19 protein-coding genes are annotated in these 17,581 nt (G+C 70.9%); 8 read left to right on the forward strand and 11 right to left on the reverse strand.

Annotated features, from left to right (window positions below; genetic code table 11):
* Positions 1 to 22: 22 nt before the first annotated feature.
* Both ACFVTC_RS27985 and ACFVTC_RS27990 read right to left on the reverse strand, forming a co-directional pair.
* Positions 23 to 1,492 carry an ATP-binding protein gene (locus ACFVTC_RS27985; protein ID WP_390131273.1) on the reverse strand — a complete coding sequence of 490 codons (1,470 nt, stop codon included), beginning with the start codon at positions 1,490 to 1,492 and terminating at the stop codon, positions 23 to 25.
* Positions 1,489 to 2,178 (reverse strand): response regulator transcription factor, encoded by a 690-nt coding sequence (locus ACFVTC_RS27990; RefSeq protein ID WP_168529836.1) that lies wholly within the window; start codon positions 2,176 to 2,178, stop codon positions 1,489 to 1,491. The genes ACFVTC_RS27985 and ACFVTC_RS27990 overlap by 4 nt, the downstream gene beginning before the upstream one ends.
* A gap of 162 nt (positions 2,179 to 2,340) precedes the next feature.
* On the opposite strand from ACFVTC_RS27990, the gene ACFVTC_RS27995 reads away from it, so the two are divergent.
* A complete protein-coding gene (locus ACFVTC_RS27995) occupies positions 2,341 to 4,755 on the forward strand; it encodes an MMPL family transporter (RefSeq protein WP_390131344.1) in 2,415 nt (804 codons plus the stop codon).
* A gap of 148 nt (positions 4,756 to 4,903) precedes the next feature.
* Here ACFVTC_RS27995 and ACFVTC_RS28000 read toward each other — a convergent pair whose 3' ends face one another.
* From ACFVTC_RS28000 to ACFVTC_RS28015, 4 genes are all read right to left on the reverse strand, one after another.
* The gene (locus ACFVTC_RS28000; protein ID WP_390131345.1) at positions 4,904 to 5,578 is read right to left on the reverse strand and encodes a TetR/AcrR family transcriptional regulator; all 675 of its coding nucleotides are present in this window, start codon (positions 5,576 to 5,578) and stop codon (positions 4,904 to 4,906) included.
* Between the two features lie 133 nt (positions 5,579 to 5,711).
* Positions 5,712 to 6,230, reverse strand: a complete 519-nt coding sequence (locus ACFVTC_RS28005; RefSeq protein ID WP_390131274.1) for a thiol-disulfide oxidoreductase DCC family protein — start codon at positions 6,228 to 6,230, stop codon at positions 5,712 to 5,714.
* A complete protein-coding gene (locus ACFVTC_RS28010; protein WP_390131275.1) occupies positions 6,227 to 6,634 on the reverse strand; it encodes a hypothetical protein in 408 nt (135 codons plus the stop codon). The genes ACFVTC_RS28005 and ACFVTC_RS28010 overlap by 4 nt, the downstream gene beginning before the upstream one ends.
* A gap of 153 nt (positions 6,635 to 6,787) precedes the next feature.
* A complete protein-coding gene (locus ACFVTC_RS28015; protein WP_390131276.1) occupies positions 6,788 to 7,198 on the reverse strand; it encodes a VOC family protein in 411 nt (136 codons plus the stop codon).
* A 265-nt stretch (positions 7,199 to 7,463) separates the two neighbouring features.
* On the opposite strand from ACFVTC_RS28015, the gene ACFVTC_RS28020 reads away from it, so the two are divergent.
* The 3 genes from ACFVTC_RS28020 to ACFVTC_RS28030 all read left to right on the forward strand — a co-directional run bounded on the left by ACFVTC_RS28020 (position 7,464) and on the right by ACFVTC_RS28030 (position 8,820).
* Positions 7,464 to 7,919 (forward strand): TM2 domain-containing protein, encoded by a 456-nt coding sequence (locus tag ACFVTC_RS28020; protein WP_390131277.1) that lies wholly within the window; start codon positions 7,464 to 7,466, stop codon positions 7,917 to 7,919.
* Positions 7,912 to 8,319, forward strand: coding sequence for a DUF2752 domain-containing protein (locus ACFVTC_RS28025; protein WP_390131278.1), 408 nt, complete (start codon positions 7,912 to 7,914; stop codon positions 8,317 to 8,319). The genes ACFVTC_RS28020 and ACFVTC_RS28025 overlap by 8 nt, the downstream gene beginning before the upstream one ends.
* 237 nt (positions 8,320 to 8,556) lie before the next feature.
* Positions 8,557 to 8,820: a TM2 domain-containing protein gene (locus ACFVTC_RS28030; protein WP_390131279.1), complete on the forward strand. Its 264-nt coding sequence runs from the start codon at positions 8,557 to 8,559 to the stop codon at positions 8,818 to 8,820.
* Between the two features lie 67 nt (positions 8,821 to 8,887).
* Here the strand turns inward: ACFVTC_RS28030 and ACFVTC_RS28035 are convergent, their stop codons facing one another.
* The 5 genes from ACFVTC_RS28035 to ACFVTC_RS28055 form a co-directional block, all read right to left on the reverse strand.
* Positions 8,888 to 9,667, reverse strand: coding sequence for a succinate dehydrogenase iron-sulfur subunit (locus ACFVTC_RS28035; RefSeq protein WP_390131280.1), 780 nt, complete (start codon positions 9,665 to 9,667; stop codon positions 8,888 to 8,890).
* On the reverse strand, positions 9,667 to 11,421 hold the full coding sequence (gene sdhA / locus ACFVTC_RS28040) for a succinate dehydrogenase flavoprotein subunit (protein ID WP_390131281.1): 1,755 nt from the start codon (positions 11,419 to 11,421) through the stop codon (positions 9,667 to 9,669). The genes ACFVTC_RS28035 and sdhA overlap by 1 nt, the downstream gene beginning before the upstream one ends.
* Before the next feature lie 24 nt (positions 11,422 to 11,445).
* The gene (locus ACFVTC_RS28045; protein ID WP_168529850.1) at positions 11,446 to 11,937 is read right to left on the reverse strand and encodes a succinate dehydrogenase hydrophobic membrane anchor subunit; all 492 of its coding nucleotides are present in this window, start codon (positions 11,935 to 11,937) and stop codon (positions 11,446 to 11,448) included.
* 5 nt (positions 11,938 to 11,942) lie between these two features.
* Entirely contained in the window at positions 11,943 to 12,323 is a 381-nt protein-coding gene (gene sdhC / locus ACFVTC_RS28050; RefSeq protein ID WP_390131282.1) for a succinate dehydrogenase, cytochrome b556 subunit, read from the reverse strand.
* Positions 12,324 to 12,604: 281 nt separating this feature from the next.
* Positions 12,605 to 13,231: a 2-oxo-4-hydroxy-4-carboxy-5-ureidoimidazoline decarboxylase gene (locus ACFVTC_RS28055; protein WP_390131283.1), complete on the reverse strand. Its 627-nt coding sequence runs from the start codon at positions 13,229 to 13,231 to the stop codon at positions 12,605 to 12,607.
* A 309-nt stretch (positions 13,232 to 13,540) separates the two neighbouring features.
* Between ACFVTC_RS28055 and ACFVTC_RS28060 the strand changes: the two genes are divergently transcribed.
* The 4 genes from ACFVTC_RS28060 to ACFVTC_RS28075 all read left to right on the forward strand — a co-directional run bounded on the left by ACFVTC_RS28060 (position 13,541) and on the right by ACFVTC_RS28075 (position 17,537).
* A complete protein-coding gene (locus ACFVTC_RS28060) occupies positions 13,541 to 15,118 on the forward strand; it encodes a glycoside hydrolase family 20 protein (RefSeq protein WP_390131284.1) in 1,578 nt (525 codons plus the stop codon).
* A 356-nt stretch (positions 15,119 to 15,474) separates the two neighbouring features.
* Positions 15,475 to 16,212, forward strand: a complete 738-nt coding sequence (locus ACFVTC_RS28065) for a DUF4328 domain-containing protein (RefSeq protein WP_390131285.1) — start codon at positions 15,475 to 15,477, stop codon at positions 16,210 to 16,212.
* 157 nt (positions 16,213 to 16,369) lie between these two features.
* Positions 16,370 to 16,963, forward strand: coding sequence for a hypothetical protein (locus tag ACFVTC_RS28070; protein WP_390131286.1), 594 nt, complete (start codon positions 16,370 to 16,372; stop codon positions 16,961 to 16,963).
* A gap of 178 nt (positions 16,964 to 17,141) precedes the next feature.
* Positions 17,142 to 17,537: a hypothetical protein gene (locus tag ACFVTC_RS28075; protein ID WP_390131287.1), complete on the forward strand. Its 396-nt coding sequence runs from the start codon at positions 17,142 to 17,144 to the stop codon at positions 17,535 to 17,537.
* Positions 17,538 to 17,581 lie beyond the last annotated feature (44 nt).

The raw sequence follows: 17,581 nt of genomic DNA on the forward strand, positions 1-17,581 counted from the left end.
CCACCGCATATGTTCAAGCAGGTCAGCGCGCGGGCAGTGTCACGGTCACCGCGAGCCCCTCGCCCGGCGCCGTCCGCACCGCCACATCACCCCCGTGAGCCGTCACCACCCCCTGCACGATCGCCATCCCCAGTCCGCTGCCCACACCGCCGCCCGCCCGGAAGAACCGGTCGAAGATGCGGGCCGCGTCGTCCTCGGCGAGCCCCGGACCCTGGTCCGCGACACACAGCCGTACGACCCCGTCGGCGCGCTCCAGACCGAGCCGCACCGGCACCTCGGCGGGCGTGTGGGTACGGACGTTGGCCACCAGGTTGCCCAGCACCTGCCGCAGCCCCGACTCGTCGGCGCGCACCAGCAGGGTGCCGTCCGCGCCCACCGTCACCGGCCGCCCCGGCTGCTGGGCGCGCAGATCCTCGGCGGCGTCCCGTACGAGCCGGCTCAGGTCGACGTTCCTGAACCGCAGCTCGGGCCGCTGGTCGAGGCGGGCCAGGGTGAGCAGCTCGTCCACCAGCCGCCCCATCCGGTCGGCCTCGGCGTTCATCCGGTCCCAGGCCCGGCGCCGCTCGGCCGGCTCGCTCAGCATCCCCTTGTCGTACAGCTGGAGGTAGCCGCGGATCGCGGACAGCGGGGTGCGCAGCTCGTGCGAGGCGTCCCCGACGAACCGCCGCAGCTGGGCGGCGCTGCGCTCACGCGTCCGGTAGGCGGCCTCCACCTGCTGGAGCATGGAGTTGAGGGCGAGCCGCAGCTGTTCGACCTCCTGGGTCGGATGATGGCTGGAGGGCACGCGCCGCGTCAGGTCACCTTCGGCGATCGCCGACGAGGTCTCCACCATGTCCTCCAGCGGCCGCAGCCGACGGCTCACGCTGAGCATGGTCAGCACCGCGAGCAGCGTCAGCAGCATGGTCCCCACGGCGAGATCGAGCCGCAGGGCCTTGGCTATGCCCTTCTGCAGCGCGTCGGTGGAGGTGGCGAGCAGCACGTAGGTGCCGTCGGCCAGCCGGGCCCCGGTCGCCCGGTAGGCGGCGCCGTGCACGGTGATGTCGTGCAGCGCGCTGTCGCGGACGAGGGCGCGCGGGTCGTCCACCGCGGCGACCAGCGCGCGCTGGGTGCCGGTCGGCTTGAACCCGCCGATGCTCAGCGGCCGCCCCCGGCCGTCCACCGCCGCGAAGATCGAGTCCGGCTGCGGGGAGCCGTCCGCGCGCGGGGTCAGGTGGTTGCGGACGAAGGACAGCGCGGTCAGCGAGTCGATCTGGTGCAGCGTGAGCTGTGAACCGGTAAGCGAGTCCCGCGTCTTGACCAGTTCCGTGTCGACCTGGTCGATCAGGTAGTGCCGCATGCCCATCAGGCTGACGGCGGTCGACACGATGATGCCCAGGGCGAGCAGCGCCACGTTGGCGAGCGTCAGCTTGCCGCGCAGTGAGTGGATCCCGTGGTGGCGGCGGGGACGCCGGATGCCCACCCGGGCCGCGAGGATGCGATCCGGGACCTTCATGCGAGCCCGTACCCGACACCCCGCCGGGTCTGGATGACCGGCGGTCCGAGGGGTTCGAGCTTGCGCCGCAGATAGCTGATGTAGGTCTCCACGACGGTCGACTCGGCCGAGTGCTCGTACTGCCACACATGCCGCAGGAGTTGCTCCTTGGGCACGATCCGGCCACCGTTGCGCACCAGGAAGCGCAGCAGCGCGTACTCGGTCGGGGTGAGTTCCACGGTCCGGTCGCCGCGGTGCACGGAGTACGTCGTCTCGTCCAGTTCCAGTTCGCCGTAGCGCAGCGGCGGGCGCTGCGGCAGGACGTCGGCGGGGCGGGTGCGGCGCAGGACGGCGGTGATACGGGCGACGACCTCGTCGATGTTGAACGGCTTGGTGATGTAGTCGTCGCCGAAGCCGAGCGCGCCCACGATCTCCGCGGGCGCGTCCCGGGCGGTGAGGAAGACGACCGCCAGATCGGGCTGCCGTATCCGCAGTTCACGGCCGAGGGCCCGGCCGTCGCCGTCCGGCAGCATCACGTCGAGCAGGGCCGCGTCGGGCCGGGTGCGCTCGGCGAGGGTGAGCGCCCGGCGGACGGTGCCCGCGGTCATGACCTCGAAGCGGTGGTAGCGCAGGGCGATGGCGAGGACGTCCGCGATGCTCGGCTCGTCCTCGACGACGAGGACGGTGGCACCCTCATGAGCGGTCATGCCCCCAGTATCCGCACGCGCCGCCCGCCGGCGGGCGGCTCCCGCCTTGGAGTTCCTTGAGAGTCATGGCCGGGTCGTTCATCGTGCGAGCACGCCGGTCGATGGTTCTTCCAGGACCTGGGGGACCGACCGACCGACTAAGGAGCGTTGAGCGTGGCGACATTGGCACGGTGGTGCTATCGGCACCGGCTGGTGGTCCTGTTGTTGTGGGTGGGGGCGCTGCTCGGACTGGGGGCCGCGGCGTCCACCGCGGGCACGGACTACGCGAACGTGTTCTCCCTGCCCGACACGGATTCCAAGCGTGCGTACGACCTGATGGAGAAGGCCTTCCCGGACCGCGCGGGCGACACCGACACGGTGGTGTGGAAGGTCGACGCGGGCACGGTCCGGGACCAGGCCGTACGCGCCCGCATCCAGCCGGTGCTCGAGAAGATCGGCGGGATGAAGGGCGTCGGCGGTGTCACCAGCCCGTACACGGGCGCGCAGGGCGCGGCGCAGATCAGTGAGGACGGGCGGATCGCCTACGCCCAGGTCACCTTCGCCGAGCAGGCCAACGCCGTACCCAAGGAACTGGTGCGGAGCGTCGTGGACACGGCGCAGGGCGCCGAACGCGCCGGTCTGCGCGTGGACCTGGGCGGTCAGGCGATCCAGCGGGTCCAGGAGCCGCCCACCGGGCTCGCCGAGATGGTCGGCATCCTGGCCGCTGCCGTCGTCCTCTTCCTCGCCTTCGGCTCGCTCTTCGCGATGCTGCTCCCGATCGGCATCGCGATCTTCGGCGTGGGCACCGGGCTGTTCTCCACCCAGTTGGTCAGCCATGTCACGGACGTGCCCGACCTGGCCCCGCTGCTCGCCACCCTGATCGGGCTCGGCGTCGGCATCGACTACGCGTTGTTCATCGTCACCCGGCACCGGCGCGGCATCCTGCGTGGCGCGGACCCCGAGGAGTCGGCGGTCACGGCGCTCAACACCTCGGGGCGGGCGGTGCTGTTCGCGGGGGGCACGGTGTGCATCGCGCTCGCCGGGATGCTCGTGACCAACCTGCGCTTCCTGGACGGCGTGGTCATCGGCACCTCGCTGACCGTCGTGTTCAGCGTGCTCGCGGCGGTCACGCTGCTGCCCGCGCTGCTCGGCTTCCTCGGCCCGCGGGTGCTCAGCCGCCGTCAGCGGCGCAAGCTGGCCGCCGAGGGAGGGCGTGAGCCGGAGTCCGCGAGCGGTCCGGCCGCGCGCTGGTCGGCGGGTGTGCAGAAGCGTCCGCGCACGATCGCCGCGATCGCCGTGGTCGTCATGGCGGTGCTCGCGCTGCCCGTGCTGTCGCTGCGGCTCGGTGCCACCGACCAGGGCAACGACGACGCGACCACGACGACGAGGAAGGCGTACGACCTGCTCGCGGAGGGCTTCGGGCCCGGCTTCAACGGTCCGCTCCAGGTGGTCTCGTCCGGCGGTGACACGGACGCGCTCGTGCGGAACATCCGCGCGACCGACGGTGTCGCCCGGGTCGCCGCGCTGCCGCCCGCCGGGGGCGTCACGGTCATCCAGGTCGTGCCGACCACCTCGCCGCAGTCCGAGAAGACGGACCGGCTCATCGACGCCCTGCGGGACAAGGCGATCCCGGACGCGGGCGCCCAGGCCCACGTGGGCGGTGTGACGGCGATCTCCAAGGACTTCTCCACGGTGACGGGGGACCGTCTCCCGCTCTTCGTCGCGACCATCATCGGCCTGGGCTTCCTGCTTCTGATGGTGGCCTTCCGCTCCCTGGTGGTGCCGCTGACGGCCGCCGTGATGAACCTGATCGCGGCCGCCGCGTCCTTCGGCGTCCTCGTCGCGGTCTTCCAGTGGGGCTGGGGCCTGGACCTGCTGGGCCTCGGCAAACAGGGGCCGATCAACGCCTTCCTGCCCGTCATCATGCTGTCGCTGCTCTTCGGCCTGTCGATGGACTACCAGGTGTTCCTGGTGAGCCGGATGCACGAGGAGTGGGTGCACACCAGGGACAACGCGCGGGCGGTGCGGGTCGGTCTCGCGGAGACCAGCCGGGTCATCAACTCCGCGGCCCTGATCATGGTCTGCGTCTTCCTGGCCTTCGTCCTGAGCGGCGACTCGGGGGCGGCGATGGCGGGCGTCGGCCTCGCGGCGGCGGTCGCGCTCGACGCGTTCATCCTCCGTACGGCGCTGGTGCCGGCCGCGATGCATCTGCTCGGCAACTCCAACTGGTGGCTGCCGGCCGGGCTCGACAAGCGGCTGCCGCACCTGGCGGTGGAACCGGCGGAGGAGACGGAGCCGGTGCCGGTGCCCGCGCAGGGTGGAGGAGCGACGGCCGTCCACGGCTTCGTCCGCGACGCGGCGGGCGAACCCCTCGACGGGGCGGTCGTCACGCTGCTCTCCAAGGGCGGGCGCCAACTGGACCGGGTGACGTCACTGGCCGACGGCTCGTACATCGTCTCGGTGCCGGCCCCGGGGACGTACCTCCTGGCGGCCACGGCACCCTCGTACACGGCCCGTGCCGGTCATGTACTCGTGGGCGGCGAACCGCTGGTGCACGACGTGGAGTTGACCGAGGACGAGGTGGACGCGGTCAACTAGCCGTGGGCCGGACGGCCTTCAGGATCTCGTCGGCGTCCGGGGTGACCTTGGCGCCGATCGAATCGGGCGGCACGGCGAGCTCTCCGGGGGCGTGGACGCGATGACCCGCGTACTCGTCCCCGGAGGAATCGGTTTCACCCGACGGTGATCACTCGGTCCGCCCCTTGACCGCCGGATCGGGCAGCAGCCTCGTCATCCCCGGCAGGAAGTCCGTGAACAGCTCGTGCACCTCGTGGACGAGCGGTCGCAGCACCCGGAAGCGGGCCAGTGAGACACCCCGGGTGGTCAGCCGGGCGCCGCGTTCGGCGAGCCGGTAGCTGCGCTCGCGTCCCTCCGTGCGGTCGAAGACCCAGTACAGGACGAGCCCCATCTGCGACAGCCACATCAGCTCGGGCAGGACGTCCCGCAGCTCGTCGGGGACCTTCGCCTTCGACCCCGCGAGCACCTTCCGGTGCAGGGCGATGGACTCCTCGCGCGGTCCGGCCGACTCGGGCGAGAAGGGGCTGAGCGGGCTGTCCGGATCGGCGGCGTTCTTGAAGAACTGCGCCGCGAACTCGTGGTAGGGCTCCGCCACGTCCAGCCATGCCTTCAGCACGCCCGCGATCCGCGCCTCCAGATCCTTCTCGCCTTCCAGGACCGGCCGGACCGCCACCCGGTGCTCGGCGGCGATCCGGTCGTAGAAGCCCTGGATCAGGTGCTCCTTGCCGGCGAAGTAGTAGTAGGCGTTGCCGACCGAGACCCCCGCCTCCTTGGCGATGGCCCGCATGGTCGTCTTGTCGTACCCCCGCTCCTGGAACAGCCGGAGAGCCGTCTCCAGGATCAGGGCGCGGGTCTGCTCACTCTTCGCGGGGCCTTTGTCCGGGCTCTTGTCCGGGCTCTTGTCCGGACTGGGGTCCGGGCCCTCGGGGCCCTTGCCGGATCCGGGGTCGTCTGTCGGTGCTGGCACGGTCATGAGCCTAACGAGTCGAACAGGTGCCGCCGTCACAGCCGGGAGGGTTGTAGAGCCATCCGATGGTCGGTTCGTACACCCATCCGTCGTCCCGCCGGTAGGCCTGCCCGCCCCATCCCCCGGCGCGGCGGTGGCCCGCGCGCCACTTGGCGGCGGCGAGCAGCGCGCCCCTCGCGAGCAGGGCACCGGCCGGGGTGCTCAGCCGGTGCGCGAGCGACCGGTACTCGCGCAGCGCCCACAGGCACACGACCCAGGCGGCGGCCCCCCGGTAGACCTGACCGGCGTCGCCCACGACGGTGATCTCGTCGAGGGTGGCCCGGTGGTCGAGCGCGGGGAACAGCCCCCGGGCCTCGTCGGAGGCGGCCGGCGTCAGCCGCAGCGGCACCAGTTGGGGCTGCTTCGCCAGCCAGTCGCGCAGGAAGGCGCACAGCGAGCACTGCGCGTCGTAGAGAACCGTGAGCCCGCGGACCGGGACGCGCGTGGCGTCCCGGTCCCGGGTGCCCGAGGAGGCGGTCACCGGGGTCACACCCCGGCCGCGGGCGCGACCCAGTCCGTCGGTCCGACGGGCGGCAACTGCTCCCGCTCCATCACGCCCCGCCGCCGGATCCTGTTGAGCACGTACACGTTGCCGAGATGCATGACACCGAGTACGAGCAGGACGACGCCGAGCTTGGTCGACAGGGCCTCGAAGACCCCGCGGGCGTTCTCGATGTCGTCGTCCCCGTTCAGGTAGAGCGCGACGAAGCCCAGGTTGACCAGGTAGAAGCCCACCACCAACAGGTGGTTGACGGCGTCGGCGAGCTTCTCGTTCCCGTGCAGCACGTCGGCGAGGAAGATCCGCCCGTTGTGGCTCAGTGTGCGCGCCACCCAGACCGTCAGCGCGATGCTGACCAGTAGATAGATGACGTACGCGACGACCGTGAGGTCCATGTCCCCACCCCTTCTTGAACGCGTTCAAAACGCTGTCGAGTAGGAATGTAGACCTGCTTTTGAACATGTTCAAGCCAGGAGTGGGGATGTGCCGGGCGTCACGTCCGCCGATGTCTCCGCGCCTGTTCCGCCACGTGGTCCGAGCGGCGACCCTCAGAGGTGGCGGGCGAGTTCGGGCCGCTTGGTGTAGTCCGTGAAGCCGATGACGTTGCCCCAGGGATCGGCGATCTCGACGGTCCTGCCGGTGGCGACCGGGAACACGGGAGCGAGCGGCCGGATGCCGGCCGCGGTCAGCGCGTCGGCCGTGGCCCGCGCGTCCCGGACCTCCAGCCACACCCGTGCCGGGGCCCATACCGGCGGCCGCGGACCGAGTTCCTCCTCCAGGCGCAGCAGCAGCCCCGGAGTCTCCTTGCCCACCTTCAGCAGGGCGATGCCGGCCTCGTCGAGCCGGAACGCCACCGGGAACCCGGCCCGTTCGTAGAAGCTCACCGCCGCGCCGAGGTCACCCACCGGCAGCAGTACGTTGTCGAGTCCGAGCAGCTCATGTGACACGTCATCTGACATGCCGTCAGATTAGGTGTTCGCCCGCCTTCGTCCGCGGGGGCTGACCGTGGGGGTCACTCGTTGGGCCGAGACCCGGTCCCCGCGCCGGCGGTGCCCCGCACCGTCCGCGGCGCCGGAAAACGGTGACGGGACGAGGTCGTCGCCCGCGTGTGGACAAACCCACTTCTCCGTCCGCGGTTTCCTGCTGCAAGATGGCGTGACTCATTTCCGACTTTCGTATGTGAGTCCACCGTCCCCACGCACGCGCCTACCAGGAGCCAGCACCTTGACCGATCAGCCGCAGCAGCCGCAGCAGCCCCCGAACCAGCCGCCCGGCTACGGCTATCCGCACGCCGGCGCGACTCCGCCCGGCGGCCCCGGCCCGTACGGCCCCGGGCAGCAGGGCCCCTACCAGCAGCCGGGGCCGTACGGGTACGCGCAGCCCGGTGGTTACCCGATGGGCGCCGTTCCGCCCGGCACGTACACCGGTGACCCGAACGCCCCCTACGGCTACGACCCCTACGGCCGCCCGTACTCCGAGAAGTCGAAGATCGTCGCCGGTGTCCTCCAGCTGACCCTGGGCAGCCTCGGCATCGGGCGGTTCTACATGGGCAATGTCGGCATCGGCATCGCCCAGCTCCTCACCTGCGGGGGCTTCGGCATATGGGCCCTGATCGACGGGATCATGCTGCTCACCGGCAGCGGCGCCACGGACTCCGAGGGCCGGGTCCTGCGTGGCTGACTCCGTCGCGGCGCGCGGGGTCGCGCTGCGGCACCCGGCGGCGGCACCCCTCGCGGTGCTCGCCGCCGGGGTGGCCGGGGCGGGCTATCTGTACGTCACCGATCCGCACGAGCCCGGCCATGTCCTGCCCGGGTGCCCGTTCCGTCTGGTCACCGGGCAGCTCTGCCCGGCCTGCGGCGGCACCCGCATGGTGTACGACCTGATGCACGGTCACTTCGCCGAGGCCTGGCTGGACAACAGGGCGTTGTTGCTCGCCTCGCCGTTCGCCCTCGCGCTGCTCGCGCGCTGGGCCGGAGAGGGGCTGCGCGGACGCCGCTGGAGGCCCGAACTGAGACCGCGCACGCAGGCGTTGATCCTCCTCGTGGCGGTGGCGTGGACGGTGGCCCGCAACCTCGTCTAGGGCGTGGGCGCGGCGGCCGTTCGCTCAAAGGGCCGCGGGTGGCCGGAATATGATCACGGGATGGGAACGATTGATCGATTTCTCTCCCCTTGGGGTCATTGATTTTCGTACGCTCCCACGGCACAGGGGGGATGGCGTGCACGTGATCCATGGGCGATCTCTGTCATGAGGTCCCTCCTGGACTCCGGCCGGAGCGCTTTGCTCCGGTTGTATTTCAGCCATCCAGGAGCAGCTTTCATGACCGTCCCCACCCCTGACGCCCCCTACGGCTACGACCCGCAGGGCCGTCCCTACTCCGACAAGTCCAAGATCGTCGCGGGCGTCCTCCAGTTGTTCCTGGGCGGATTCGGCGCCGGCCGCTTCTACGTCGGTTCCACCGGCGTGGCCCTCGGCCAGCTCTTCACCTGTGGCGGCCTCGGCATCTGGGCCCTGATCGACGCGATCCTGTTCTTCACGAGCAACGACCGCACCGACAAGCAGGGCCGCGTACTGCGCGGCTGACGACGGCAGTCGTGACGAAGGGCCCCGCTCCGGGACGGAGCGGGGCCCTTCGGGCAGCGGCGGCGGATCAGAAGCGACGCGTGATCAGCGCGCGCTTGACCTCCTGGATCGCCTTCGTGACCTCGATACCGCGAGGGCAGGCGTCCGTGCAGTTGAACGTGGTGCGGCAACGCCACACGCCGTCCTTGTCGTTGAGGATCTCCAGGCGCTGCTCGCCCGCTTCGTCACGGCTGTCGAAGATGAAGCGGTGCGCGTTCACGATCGCGGCCGGGCCGAAGTACTGGCCGTCGTTCCAGAACACCGGGCAGGACGACGTGCACGCCGCGCAGAGGATGCACTTGGTGGTGTCGTCGAAGCGCTCGCGGTCCTCGGCGCTCTGCAGACGCTCACGCGTCGGCTCGTTGGTGTCCTTCGTGATGAGGAAGGGCATCACGTCGCGGTACGCCTGGAAGAACGGGTCCATGTCGACCACGAGGTCCTTCAGGACCGTCAGGCCCTTGATGGCCTCGACCGTGATCGGCTTGTCGGGGTTGATGTCCTTGATCAGCGTCTTGCAGGCCAGGCGGTTCTTGCCGTTGATCCGCATGGCGTCCGAGCCGCAGATGCCGTGGGCGCAGGAACGGCGGAAGGTGAGCGTGCCGTCCTGGTCCCACTTGATCTTGTGCAGCGCGTCGAGGACACGCTCCTTCGGGTCGATCTCCAGCTGGAAGTCTTCCCAGACCGCGTCCGCCGAGACCTCGGGGTTGAAGCGGCGGATGCGGAACGTGGCGGTGATGTACGGCGAGTCGGCGAAGCCCGCCTCGGGCTGGCCGGCGCTGTCCGCCTTGTCGAGAGTCGGGGTAGCCATCAGTACTTACGCTCCATCGGCTGGTAGCGGGTCTGGACGACCGGCTTGTAGTCGAGACGGATGGACTCGGTGCCGTCGTCGCCGACCTCGCGGTACGCCATGGTGTGGCGCATGAAGTTCACGTCGTCACGGTTCGGGTAGTCCTCGCGGTAGTGACCGCCGCGGGACTCCTTGCGGGCGAGCGCGGAGACGGCCATGACCTCGGCCAGGTCGAGCAGGTTGCCCAGCTCGATGGCCTCGAGGAGGTCCGTGTTGAACCGCTTGCCCTTGTCCTGGATCGAGACGTTCTTGTAGCGCTCGCGCAGCTCCGCGATCTTCTCGACCGCCGTCTTGATCGTCTGCTCGGTGCGGAACACCATCACGTTGGCGTCCATGCACTCCTGCAGCTCGAGGCGGAGGGTCGCGACCCGCTCGGTGCCGGTGGAGTCACGCAGCCGCTCGACCTGGGTGACGACCTGCGAGGCCGGGTTCTCCGGCAGCTCGACGTAGTCGGCCTTCGCCGAGTACTCGGCCGCGGCGATGCCCGCGCGGCGCCCGAACACGTTGATGTCCAGGAGCGAGTTCGTGCCCAGACGGTTGGCGCCGTGCACGGACACGCAGGCGACCTCACCGGCCGCGTACAGGCCCGGGACGACCGTGGTGTTGTCGCTCAGCACCTCACCCTGGACGTTCGTCGGGATGCCGCCCATCGCGTAGTGCGCGGTGGGCTGGATCGGGATCGGGTCCGTGTAGGGCTCGATGCCGAGGTACGTACGGGCGAACTCGGTGATGTCAGGGAGCTTCGCGTCGAGCTGCTCCGGCGGGAGGTGCGTGAGGTCGAGGTAGACGTGGTCGCCCTCGGGACCGCAGCCGCGGCCCTCACGGATCTCCGTGTAGATGGAGCGGGAGACGACGTCACGGGACGCGAGGTCCTTCATGACCGGCGCGTACTTCTCCATGAAGCGCTCGCCGTCCTTGTTGCGGAGGATGCCGCCCTCACCGCGGGCGCCCTCCGTCAGCAGGATGCCCATGCGCCAGATGCCGGTCGGGTGGAACTGGAAGAACTCCATGTCCTCCAGCGGCAGTCCGCGACGGTAGACCGCGGCCTGGCCGTCACCGGTCAGCGTGTGCGCGTTGGACGTCACCTTGAAGAACTTGCCGGTGCCGCCGGACGCGTAGATCACGGACTTCGCCTGGAAGACGTGGATCTCGCCGGTCGCCAGCTCGTACGCGACCACGCCGGCCGAGCGCTTCACGCCGTCGACCTCGGTGATCAGCTGGTCGAGCACGTAGAACTCGTTGAAGAACTCCACGCCCTCCTTGACGCAGTTCTGGTACAGCGTCTGGAGGATCATGTGGCCGGTGCGGTCCGCGGCGTAGCAGGACCGGCGGACCGGGGCCTCGCCGTGGTTGCGGGAGTGACCGCCGAAACGACGCTGGTCGATCCGGCCCTCGGGCGTCCGGTTGAACGGCAGGCCCATCTTCTCGAGGTCGAGGACCGAGTCGATGGCCTCCTTCGCCAGGATCTCGGCGGCGTCCTGGTCGACCAGGTAGTCACCGCCCTTGACGGTGTCGAAGGTGTGCCACTCCCAGTTGTCCTCCTCCACGTTGGCCAGCGCGGCGGCCATGCCGCCCTGCGCCGCGCCCGTGTGGGAGCGGGTGGGGTAGAGCTTCGTCAGCACGGCGGTGCGGCTGCGCTTCGTCGCCTCGATGGCGGCGCGCATGCCGGCGCCGCCGGCGCCGACGATGACGGTGTCGTACTTGTGGATCTGCATGAGTCGGTTACCTCAGCCCCGTGCCTAGCGGATGTTCGGGTCGAAGGTGAAGATCACCAGCGTGCCCAGCAGGATGGTGAACACCGTCGCGGTGTAGAGCAGGCCCTTGAGCCACAGGCGGGTGTTCGCGCGCTCGGCGTAGTCGTTGATGACCGTGCGCAGGCCGTTGGCGCCGTGCAGCATGGCGAGCCACAGCATCGCGAGGTCCCAGGCCTGCCACCACGGGGAAGCCCAGCGGCCCGCGACGAACGCGAAGCCGATCTTGGAGACTCCGCCGTCGAGGACGAGCTGGATGAGCAGGTGGCCGAGGACCAGGACGACGAGGACGATGCCGGACAGGCGCATGAAGAGCCAGCCGTACATCTCGAAATTGCCGCGCGTCGACTTCGGGGTCTTCTTGGTGCGCTTGCGGGGCGCCTCGATGAGCGGCGCCGGGTTGTCGACGCCGTACGCCGAGTACGCGCCCGCGCCCTCGACGGGGCCGATGCCGGAAGCGGCAGTCTCTGTGGTGGACATCTGCGTCAGCTCCCGAAGACTTCGCGGAATGCGTGCCCGAGGACGGGGTACAGCGTCCCGGCCATCAGCACGACCCAGATACCGACGACGGACCAGAGCATCTGCTTCTGGTAGCGCGGGCCCTTCGACCAGAAGTCGACGGCGATGACACGCAGGCCGTTGAGCGCGTGGAAGAGGATGGCGGCGACGAGGCCGTACTCCAACAGCGCGACGATCGGCGTCTTGTACGTGGACACGACCCTGTCGTAGTCCTCGGGGGAGACACGGACGAGAGCGGTGTCCAGCACGTGTACGAACAGGAAGAAGAAGATGAGGACGCCGGTGACTCGATGAGCCACCCAGGACCACATTCCTTCCCGGCCGCGGTACAGCGTTCCAGCCGGCACGGAAGAACCCTCCGGGAGCGGGGATTGGGGCCTGCCGGCTTCTGTGTCGGTCGGCCCGGCCGGGTACGGTCCACCGGCCCCGGCCATCGTAGCGACGACTTGTCGGAACGTTTACAGCGGCCCTATCTATGTGATCAAACTGGCAGACAATCAGGCACGGACGGGCTACTGCGGACGCGGATCGAGGGCCGGGGCGCGGCCGGCGTGCCCCGAGGTCCTCGGGGTGGCGCCGCTGGGGCGTGCCAGGCGTCGCGAGGCGGGCGGGACTTTCGCAACACGTCCTAGGCGGGGCGCTCGAGTACGGGCGGCGCGCTGAAGTGCGGCACCAGGCGGGCCAGGCGGCCTCGGGCGAGGCGGCGCAGCTCGTCCGCCGTCGTGACCCGCTCCTCCTCCCGATCGTTCGTCAATCGTGACCGGATGGCGCCGAGCACCTGGTCGAGGGCCTCTTCGGGGGCTATGCCGTCCAGACAGATGACGAACACATGCCCGAAGCGGCTTTCGTACGCGGCGTGCGCGGCGCTCAGCGCGGTGTGGGCGGCGGAGTAGCCGCCGTCCGGGAGCGGCGTGAGCGACTCGCCGGCCAGCGCTTCGGCGAGATCGCCGGGCGTGAGGTCGTACGCCGCCTCGTCGGCCGCGGCCAGCAGGGCGTCCAGATCCGGATAGGGCCGGTGGGCGGCCAGCCGGCGGGCCCAGCGAGGATTGCGGCAACAGGTGAGCAGGGCGCGCTCGACCTCGTCGGCGGGCGCGTTGTTGAAGTGATGCAGGCGCGCCGGGGACGGTGGCGCGCTCTTCTGTTCGGGTAGGGCGACCTGGCCGGGGAGGCGTGGGAGACGGTGCGCGGGCAGCAGCGTGGGTCCTCGGCGATGGGATGGCGGCGGGTGCGTGCCGTGGCGCCCTGTGGACGTCACGTGTGGTGCGGCAGGGGATCAAGTGAGAAGTGTGCCGCCACGGTATCGATGATTGACGGGAGCTGTCCGTCCGATGCCTGAATTTCACCCGGAAGGGAGAGTTTCGGAACCTGCGGTGGACGGTTGTGAAGGAGAAGGGGACCGTGGTTCATGCGAGGGGTGTACGACGTGAGGTGTACGGGGTGCGGGATGCGTACGTGAAGGTGCGGGCCTCGACGGTCGGGGTGCGAGGGTGATCGTGAAGGGCGTGGTGCGGTGAGCACGGGCAGGCGGCGACGGGCGCCGGTACGGAGCGGGAGGCGGCCGGCGTTGACAGCCGGTGCGGTGGTCGTGGCGGCGGGCGCCGTGGTGACGGCCGTGACGCTGTGGCCCTCCGACGACGGCCGGACCGGGGCGAGCGTGTCCTCGGCGAGCGGGTCCGCCGACGCGAGCCGGTCCTCCGCGTCCGCCTCGCCCACCCGGATCTACCCCCTCTCCCAGGCCCCCCGCACGATCCCCGCCGTGCGGGAGCACACGGCTGCCCGGGGGCCCGGCTGGCGTCCGGCCGAGGGCGGCCGGGTCGTCGTGGACGACCCGGGCCTCGCCGACGAGGGAAAGCTGATCGCGGGGGAGTTGAAGCTGTCCTACGCGGGGCGCACGGAGGCCCGTGACGGTGACGTCGAACTCGGCCTGAACCACACGGCCGCCGACCCGGAGTCGTACACCCTGACGGTGAAGAACCGCCGGGTCACCATCTCCGCGCCCGGCCAGGCGGGTGTCTTCTACGGCACGCGCACCCTCAAGCAGGAGGTGCACGGCGGCGGCACCGCGCCGGAGGGCGTCGTACGCGACCGGCCCGCGAAACCGCGCCGCGGGTTCATGCTCGACATCGCCCGCAAGCACTTCACGGCGGCCTGGATCGAGGACCGCGTCCGCGAACTGGGCGATCTGAAGTTCAACGAGCTGGGCCTGCACTTCTCCGACGACCAGGGCTTCCGCATCCAGTCGGACACCCACCCGGAGATCGTGTCCAGGCAGCATCTGTCCAAGACCGAGGTCAAGGACATCATCGACCTCGCGGAGAGCCGGCACATCCACGTCGTGCCCGAGATCGACTCGCCGGGCCACCTCGGCGCGGTGATCGCCGCCCACCCCGACCTCCAGCTCCAAAACGCCTCCGGGGTCCCCACCCGGGGTGCCGTCGACATCTCCAAGCCCGCGTCGGCGGCCATCGTCGACGACCTGCTCAACGAGTACGCGGGCCTCTTCCCCGGTCCGTACTGGCACCTCGGCGGCGACGAGTACCAGGCGCTGACCGTGGCGAACCCGGCGGCCTCCTATCCGCAGCTGGCCGCCGCGGCCAGGAAGCGCTTCGGGGCCGGCGGGAGCGTCGCCGACCTGGCGACCGGCTGGCTCAACGACCGCGCCGCGGTGGTGCGCGGACACGACAGGACCGCGCGGGCCTGGAACGACGGGTTCTTCCGCGGGGGCGGCGTCCAGGCCGCCAAGGGCATCGAGGTCGCGTACTGGACCGGCAAGGAGTTCGGCGCCCGGCCGCCGGCCGAGTACCTGAGCGCCGGCCGCGAACTCATCAACTACAACGACGAGTTCCTCTACTACGTCCTCGGCGAACCGCAGACCTTCGTCTATCCGACCGGGCGGCGGATCTACGAGCAGTGGACCCCGCTCGTGCTGCGCGGCACCACACCGGTCCCGTCGCGGTACGACGGCCGGATCCTCGGCGGGAGCTTCGCCGTCTGGTGCGACCTCTCGGCCGCGCAGACCCAGGACCAGGTGGCGGCGGGCATCAGGATGCCGTTGCGCGCGACCGTCCAGAAGCTGTGGGACCCGCGCCGGCCGGCGCTCTCCTGGACCGGTTTCAAGAGCCTCGCGGACCGACTGGGCTGAACGGCCCCGCCGGGTCGGCCGGACCGACTGGGCTGAACGGGCCCCGCCGGGTCGGCCGGACCGACTGGGCTGAACGGGCCCCGCCGGGTCGGCCAGACCGACTGGGCTGAACCGGACCCGCCGGACCCGCCGGACCCGCCGGACCCGCCGGACCCGCCGGGCCGGCCAGCCCGGCCGGTCGGTGGCCGCCGCGAGGACCGGGGCGCAATCGGTTGGACGCCGGGGCCGGAGGAACGTATCTTCCGATGGTTCGTGTGCCGGGTGTGCCCCTGGGGAGGGAGCACACCCGGCTTCTTGTGCCGGTACCGCCTCGCGTACGTGCCGGAGATCCGGGGGGACCGATGTCCAGTACACCCATGTCCGACGCGCCCATGTCCGGTGCGCACACGCCCTTCCCCCCGCCCCTGCCGACGGGCATCCCCGTGCTGCCGCACGGTCCCGCCTGGCTGAGGTCGCCGGTCGGTCTGGGAAGGGCCACCGCCGCGCTCCTCGGCCTGGTCGTCGCGACCGACCTCCTCGCGATCTGGGCGGACCGCACGATGTACGGCGTGGCGTCCGCGCTGGTGGACGGCCGGACCGGGGAGGGCATCCGGCGGAGGGCGGACCACGCGGACTCGCTGTACTCCGCGGCCGGGTACGCGCAGACGGGCGCCCTGCTCGCGACCGTCGTCGTCTTCCTCGTCTGGTTCCACCGGGCGCGGGTCAACGCCGAGGTGTTCGACCCCTTCGGACACAGCAAGGCCCGCGGCTGGGCGGTCGGGGGCTGGTTCGTGCCGGTGCTGAACCTGTGGCGCCCGCGCCGGATCATGGTGGACATCTGGGACGCGAGCATCCCGCGGGGCTCCCGGAGCTCGCACGGCCTGGTCAACCTCTGGTGGGCGCTGTGGCTGACCGCGCTGCTCGCCGACCGGGCCTCCACGGCGGAGCACCGCGACGCCCGTACCGCGCTGGAGATGCGGCACGCGGCCGGTCAGGCGACGTTCGCGGACGCCGCCGACGTCGCCGCCGCCCTGCTGGCGATCCTCGTCGTCCTGCGGCTGACCCGGATGCAGCACGAGAAGGCGCTGCGCGGACCGGCCGCCGCAGCCGTCTGACAGCCACCGGCCGGGACACCGTTGTTGGCCGAAAATCTGTAGTTCCGCCTCCTGGACCGGCTCGGCGTGGTACCCCTGTGACACTCCCGCTGCTGAGCACGCAGTAAGGGAAAGTGCGGGCTCCGTATGGGGGAGCGCCCTGTCGAGGGGAGGCGTGATGAGTCTGATGGACCTGATCGCTCAGGCCGACGAGCGTGGTCTGGCGGCCAGCGGGCTGGCTTGTTTGGATCGGTGTGTGCCTCTGCTGGGAGGCGACGACGAGGTCCTGAGACCGCTGTGGTCGAGCCTCGCGGACGGTGGCGCCTGGGGTGAGTACCTCGATCGGGCACGGACCGAGCTGGAGGTGATCGATCCCGGGCGGGCCGGTGACGCTGACGGCGACGGCGACGCCGATGGTGAGGACGAGGCCGCCGTCCTGGTCCGCCGTATGCTCGCCGCCGCCCCGGACGACCCCTTCGCGCCCGACCTGCGGGAGTGGGCCGACGCGTGCTCGGTGGCGGCCCTGCGGATCCACCGGCTGCTCGACGCGGCCGCCGGCGACACGGACACGTGCCCGGTCTCCGCGCACCGTGAGGGCCGCACGGAGGGCATCTCCCCCCTCGTCGCGGCCGAACTGCGCCGTCAGGTCACCGTCCTGGAGCTGCTGGCGGGCCGGGGCGCGGGCGGACTGCGCCCCGCGCTCGAGGTGTCCACGGAAGGGCGGCGCGTGCTGCGTGCGGTGGTGTCACGACGCGCCCGCGGACGCTCGTGACGCGCAGCCCCGGGGCCGCGGCCCGGGACGCTCGACGGGAGCCCCTGGGTCGGCCGTAAACCTGATTCCTGCGGGGTTCCTGTGACTGTCCTGCGCGGGCGGATGGGGGTCCTGGGCCGGTGTCGCGGATGTGCCCGGAACGCGTGACGAAACCCGTCCTCGAAGCGCTTTCCCGAGTGTGAACGCACAGCGAACAACCAGGCCCCAGGCCGCGAGGAAGCCCGTGCGCTGGGCGGCGGACGCCGTCGCCACGATGCGCGAGGGTGCCCGGCTGCGCCTCGACTACTCGGCCCAGAGTGTGTGGCGCGTCGACCGGCTGATCGACGAGATACGCCGTGAACGGGCGCCGTATGCCGCCGTGGAGAGCGTGCTGCGCGGCTTCGGCGCGTACGCCGGTGAGGTCGTCGCCCGGTACACCGGCGCGGAGTGGTGGGAGACCGGCGGCGAGCACTGGCTGCGGACCCCCGACGGGCGGTTGTGGGACCCGATCGACGAGGCCCGCCGCTGCTACGGGGGCGACGGCTCGCTGCGACTGCTGTGCCGGGAGGCCACCGGGGACAGGGCGCGGCGCTGACGGGCTCGTACGGGCCGGACCGGCGGGATCACCACCTCTCAAGG

This window comes from Streptomyces sp. NPDC057950 (assembly GCF_042887295.1).
GTDB classification, from domain to species: domain Bacteria; phylum Actinomycetota; class Actinomycetes; order Streptomycetales; family Streptomycetaceae; genus Streptomyces; species Streptomyces kaempferi.

Bases quoted from the DNA above. Each gene is read 5' to 3' on its own strand.
- ACFVTC_RS27990 (WP_168529836.1), bottom strand. From the start codon at position 2,178: ATGACCGCTCATGAGGGTGCCACCGTCCTCGTCGTCGAGGACGAGCCG.
- ACFVTC_RS28015 (WP_390131276.1), bottom strand. From the start codon at position 7,198: ATGTCAGATGACGTGTCACATGAGCTGCTCGGACTCGACAACGTACTG.
- ACFVTC_RS28010 (WP_390131275.1), bottom strand. From the start codon at position 6,634: ATGGACCTCACGGTCGTCGCGTACGTCATCTATCTACTGGTCAGCATC.
- ACFVTC_RS28030 (WP_390131279.1), top strand. From the start codon at position 8,557: ATGACCGTCCCCACCCCTGACGCCCCCTACGGCTACGACCCGCAGGGC.
- sdhA (WP_390131281.1), bottom strand. From the start codon at position 11,421: ATGCAGATCCACAAGTACGACACCGTCATCGTCGGCGCCGGCGGCGCC.
- ACFVTC_RS28045 (WP_168529850.1), bottom strand. From the start codon at position 11,937: ATGTCCACCACAGAGACTGCCGCTTCCGGCATCGGCCCCGTCGAGGGC.
- ACFVTC_RS28065 (WP_390131285.1), top strand. From the start codon at position 15,475: ATGTCCGACGCGCCCATGTCCGGTGCGCACACGCCCTTCCCCCCGCCC.
- ACFVTC_RS28070 (WP_390131286.1), top strand. From the start codon at position 16,370: ATGAGTCTGATGGACCTGATCGCTCAGGCCGACGAGCGTGGTCTGGCG.
- ACFVTC_RS28035 (WP_390131280.1), bottom strand. From the start codon at position 9,667: ATGGCTACCCCGACTCTCGACAAGGCGGACAGCGCCGGCCAGCCCGAG.
- ACFVTC_RS27985 (WP_390131273.1), bottom strand. From the start codon at position 1,492: ATGAAGGTCCCGGATCGCATCCTCGCGGCCCGGGTGGGCATCCGGCGT.